Genomic DNA, 4,492 nt, shown 5'->3' with positions numbered 1-4,492 from the left:
ATTTAAAAGATTAACCTTATTTAATAACACAGTTTATAGCCATATATTATTCTCAAACTCTTTTTTTTCTATGAGGCGGGAATTAGTATTATAAAGCTTTCTTTTCATACAATCTAAGAAATTCTAATATTTTATAATATACCCCCTATTGACTACGTAAGATAATTTTTTATCGCCTTAATTTAAATGTAGGTTTATGGTTTTATGCTAAGCTAACATTGGCCTCTACTCTAGGAGGGATTTCTTAATTGATTGTAGATATTTTTTTAAGTGGAATACTCGTTAGTTTGTTATTGATTTTCATCTACCAATTTTTAATGAGGTTACCTAATAAGGTCCTCTAAAAGGACTAAGAGAATCAGATTAAGTAAGATTATCTTGTATTGAAAGTTGCTCATTATTTTTATAACGTGCAAATCCACGAGTGGAGCTATTCATCATAAACAACAATGGATTAATCTCTGGCGTTTGAATGGCTAATTTTTTTAACTCAATTTGGATATCTTCTAATTTCAGTTTAGTACGGTAAATTAGCTGATATGCTAATTTTAACGACTGGATTGTCTTAGAATTAAAACCATGGCGCCGCAAGCCAACTAAATTCAACGCTGTGGGAATACCAGGATTTCCAGTAACAAGCATGTAAGGCAAAATATCTTGATAAACTTTTGCCGCACGCCCTAAAAAACAATACGCACCAATCCGACAAAACTGGTGAACCCCAGAAAAAGCACTTAAATTTGCATAATCACCTACTTCAACATGCCCTGCAATTGAAGCAGTATTAGCAAAAATAACATGACTTCCTACACGACAATCATGGGCTACATGAGAATAAGCCATCAAATAATTATTATGACCAATGGAGGTCACACCATGACCTTCATAGGTCCCGCGATTAATAGTTACAAATTCACGAATGACATTATTATTTCCAATCTCTAGCCAAGTTTCTTGATTTTTATATCCGATGTGTTGAGGATTAGAACCAATAGAGGCATACGAATAAATTTTATTATTTTTTCCTATGGCCGTATTTTTTCCAATCATAACATGAGCATCGATTTGGGTATCATCCCCAATTACAGTATTTTCACCAATGGAAGTCCAAGGACCAATAGTTACATCAGAACCAATTGTGGCGCTAGGATGAATAAGTGTTTGTTCGTCAATCACTTTTTTTATCTCTTATTGTCATAAATTCAGCTTTACAGGCAAGCTGTCCTTCAACCTTAGCTTCTCCCTCAAATTTCCATAAACGTTTTGATTTAAGTACTTTGACTTCTAAAACTAATTGGTCACCCGGTTCAACGACGCGCTTAAATCGCGCATTATCTACACCAGCAAAAAAATAAATATCCTCATGGTATTCAGGTAAATCAAGGGATTTAACAATTAAAATTCCCGCTGCTTGTGCTAAAGACTCAATAATCAAAACCCCTGGCATTACCGGACGAACAGGAAAATGTCCCATAAAGAAAGGTTCATTGGCCGTGATATTTTTAATTGCCACCAAGGACTTATACTTTTCCATTGCTATCACCCGATCAACCAATAAAAAAGGATATCGATGGGGGATACATTTTTTAATCTCATTAGTTTTTATCACGCTCATCGTACAACCTTTTAAATCGTTTTAATCATTTTTCAAATTTGTTAAGTCACTAACACGTAATAACACTTTTGTGCCATTTATGTGACTGGATTGCATTCCTATGTCTAAGGCATATACACTGAGCTTAATAATGAATTTTTGGATCATATTAATATCCCCCACATAAATAACGACGTTATTATAAATATTGATAAGGCTGGGCTATTAAGCCTACCACAACCCAGCTAACATCAATGATGCATTGGCATCCGTCCAATAATAGTATTTCTTAACGTGATACTACTCAGTACAGCTATCAACTGCTATATGATTTTTTATATGTGAAAATTATGGCCGATTATGTTAAATTAATTAATTTAATTTTATTTGCAATGATCCTATCTTCAAGTGCTCCTTGATCAATTGTCGTTTAGCTCCAATTTTTAAATCGTCTTTAATAATTACTGGTCCTGCTTAAGAAATGTTAATTTTATTGGATCTTGTCTATTATTATATCTTGATCTAAAGTCTTGAACTAAAGCAAACCTATCTGAACCAATAATCACACCATTAAGAAGAATATTTCGATCACTAACAATGCTGTAATAATATAAAGTTTTTTGATTATACAAAAAATAATCTGCACTTAGTTGACTACAGTAATCAATACTCCTTCCTGCTCCGATAATAGTTCGGGCATCAATTAGCACTTCATCTTCTATGATAACATAAGCCTCAATGTACACGATACACGGTGAAATTAATTTGACAATTCTTTCCGGTAACAGCAATAGAATTAATACCTAGGTTGGGTCTTAATTTAAGTAATAATAAACCTAATAATTTTATACAGTCTAACTTAAGGTCTGCTCTTATAATTAAGGACGTTTATAAAATAGTTTTTGCTGATTTTTTATTTCATAAAAACGCCAAAGCTTGTATTTTTGTTGAATATTTTTGATTTTTGTAATTTAAAAGGAAACTTATTTATTTAACTTAAGCTTCGTTACAATTACAGAGATATTATAAATGTTACAATTGAAAGAGTCTATAATCGTGACACTGATAGCGTTTGCTCATTCCTTAAATTGTAATATACAGTTAGTTTAAAACTAATCATAAATTCATTCACACTAATCGCAAAGTTACAAAGTATTTCAATTAAAAAACCTCACATCTGAAGTGATATCTTTACTATCTCTCACATAAAGTACGCTCTTTTTTGATAAAATTAAATTCACTGTCTCATTTTCAAGAAGAGCACTTACAGCGCCTAAAATTTTTATAAATTTATATATAACTTTGTTCTAGGTATTATATAATCCTTGATGAACATTAATTTGTGCTTACTACAGTTCCTTTTTGATTAATGTTATTTTTTAGATCTTGCTATTCTTTTTCACTTATCACTGTTTCATAAGGTTAAAATTTTTTAGTATTTTCTCATAAGAAATTATTTAAATTAATAATTCTTTTGCGTTGTGATGAAAATTCTTTTTCAAGTTAACTATTGATCATTGATTTTTTTAACCTATAAGTGGTGATTCTTGAAAAATTTTCTAAATATCTACTCTCTCCAGTGTTTACCAAAAATAACTTAATAACTTCTTACTTCACTCATTAACATTAATAAACAAGTGACTACAAATAAAGGTTTCGTTATAACCTTCTCCTTAAAATTAAGGTAATGCTAATTATAGTTCAGATTCGTATATCAGCCAAGCTCCGCTCTAATTTTCCTCTGATCAGCTTACCACAAAAGTAAATTGAAATGCTTGAAAATTATCCCCTACTCGACGATTCAAGGGAAAAGCTAAAGTAAAATCAATTGGCGCAAAAGACGTGTACCATTCTACAGCAAAACCCAACGAGGGACGTAAATTTTTAATAGAAAATTTATCATCTTGGATAATTTGCGGGCGAATATTTGCCTCAGGATCAGAAGCACCACCCCGTGCTGGAATTGCAATATCTCCTGGAAATCGGGGTACCTGAAAAACATTACCTGCATCAAATACAATGGCAGTACGAACCTTTTGATTCAATTGCGGCAAAATTAAATGCACTCCAAAAATAGTTTCTAAATTACCACCAATAGCGCTAAAATCACTACCGAGTGGATAACGATTCTTTGGACCCAATGAATTTGGAGCAAAAGCAGGAATAGAACCAATTCCTCCAGAAAAAAAGTTTTTGAAAAAGGGCAACCGATTATGATAGAATTTTTCTCCATAACCAAAAGTTGTTAATACATTTAAAATAAATTTATGCCCCAAGGGTTGATAATATTTTACTGAATAAGTTGCCAAATAATAATTTAAACTGGATTTAAAAAGAGGAACACCTACTTCCAAGTCTAATCCTCTATAAAAACCTTTAGTTGGGAAAATAGCACGATCAAGGCCATTGTAGACCCACTCTGCTATCAATTTAAATTCATTATAGTTGACATTGGTATTTTGCACACCGTTAGTGGTTCCCAAAAAAGCCAGCATACTCGGTGCAGCGTTAGGGATATCAACATGACTGATAGTGATGTCTTCTAATCCGTAACCAAACATAATTGAATTACGTTCCGAAACAAAATACCCATAGGTGACATCAGCTCCATAACCATTCTCTAAATAAGAAGTAAGGTTAAATTTCGCATCTGGTTTAATACGAGAATAATAAATCAAGAAGCCTCGCTGTAACCCCCCCGTCGTATAATAAGGATTTTTATAATTAATGGAATAATTTTTTTGATATTGACTATTTTGAAATCCAATTGAAAGATACTTCCCTGTTCCCATAAAATTAGGTTCCGATATACTGGAACCATACAAAAAACCATAAACATCTGAATAACCACCTTGAATACTAGCTCTCCCTGCTGGAACTTCTTGCACATGATAATAT

4 protein-coding genes are annotated in these 4,492 nt (G+C 32.2%); all 4 read right to left on the bottom strand.

The genetic code is table 11. The features are described 5' to 3' along the window. Positions 1-363 precede the first annotated feature (363 nt). Complete coding sequence (gene lpxA / locus CLERM_RS03520) at positions 364-1,176, bottom strand: acyl-ACP--UDP-N-acetylglucosamine O-acyltransferase (RefSeq protein ID WP_102157205.1); 813 nt, start codon at positions 1,174-1,176, stop codon at positions 364-366. Further along, positions 1,169-1,615 (bottom strand): 3-hydroxyacyl-ACP dehydratase FabZ, encoded by a 447-nt coding sequence (gene fabZ, locus CLERM_RS03515; protein WP_102157204.1) that lies wholly within the window; start codon positions 1,613-1,615, stop codon positions 1,169-1,171. Before fabZ ends, lpxA begins: the two co-directional genes overlap by 8 nt. A gap of 440 nt (positions 1,616-2,055) precedes the next feature. After that, entirely contained in the window at positions 2,056-2,385 is a 330-nt protein-coding gene (locus tag CLERM_RS03510; protein ID WP_145996298.1) for an LbetaH domain-containing protein, read from the bottom strand. A gap of 954 nt (positions 2,386-3,339) precedes the next feature. Further along, on the bottom strand, positions 3,340-4,492 hold a 1,153-nt coding region (locus CLERM_RS03505; protein WP_195909783.1), incomplete at its 5' end, for a BamA/TamA family outer membrane protein.

Source organism: Coxiella-like endosymbiont, assembly GCF_002871095.1.
Classification (GTDB): domain Bacteria; phylum Pseudomonadota; class Gammaproteobacteria; order Coxiellales; family Coxiellaceae; genus Coxiella.
The sequence above is the reverse complement of the archived record's forward strand: the minus strand, read 5'-3'. Positions and strand labels throughout refer to the sequence as shown.

Excerpts from the sequence above, each read along its gene's own strand:
- fabZ (WP_102157204.1), bottom strand. The coding sequence starts at position 1,615 with ATGAGCGTGATAAAAACTAATGAGATTAAAAAATGTATCCCCCATCGA.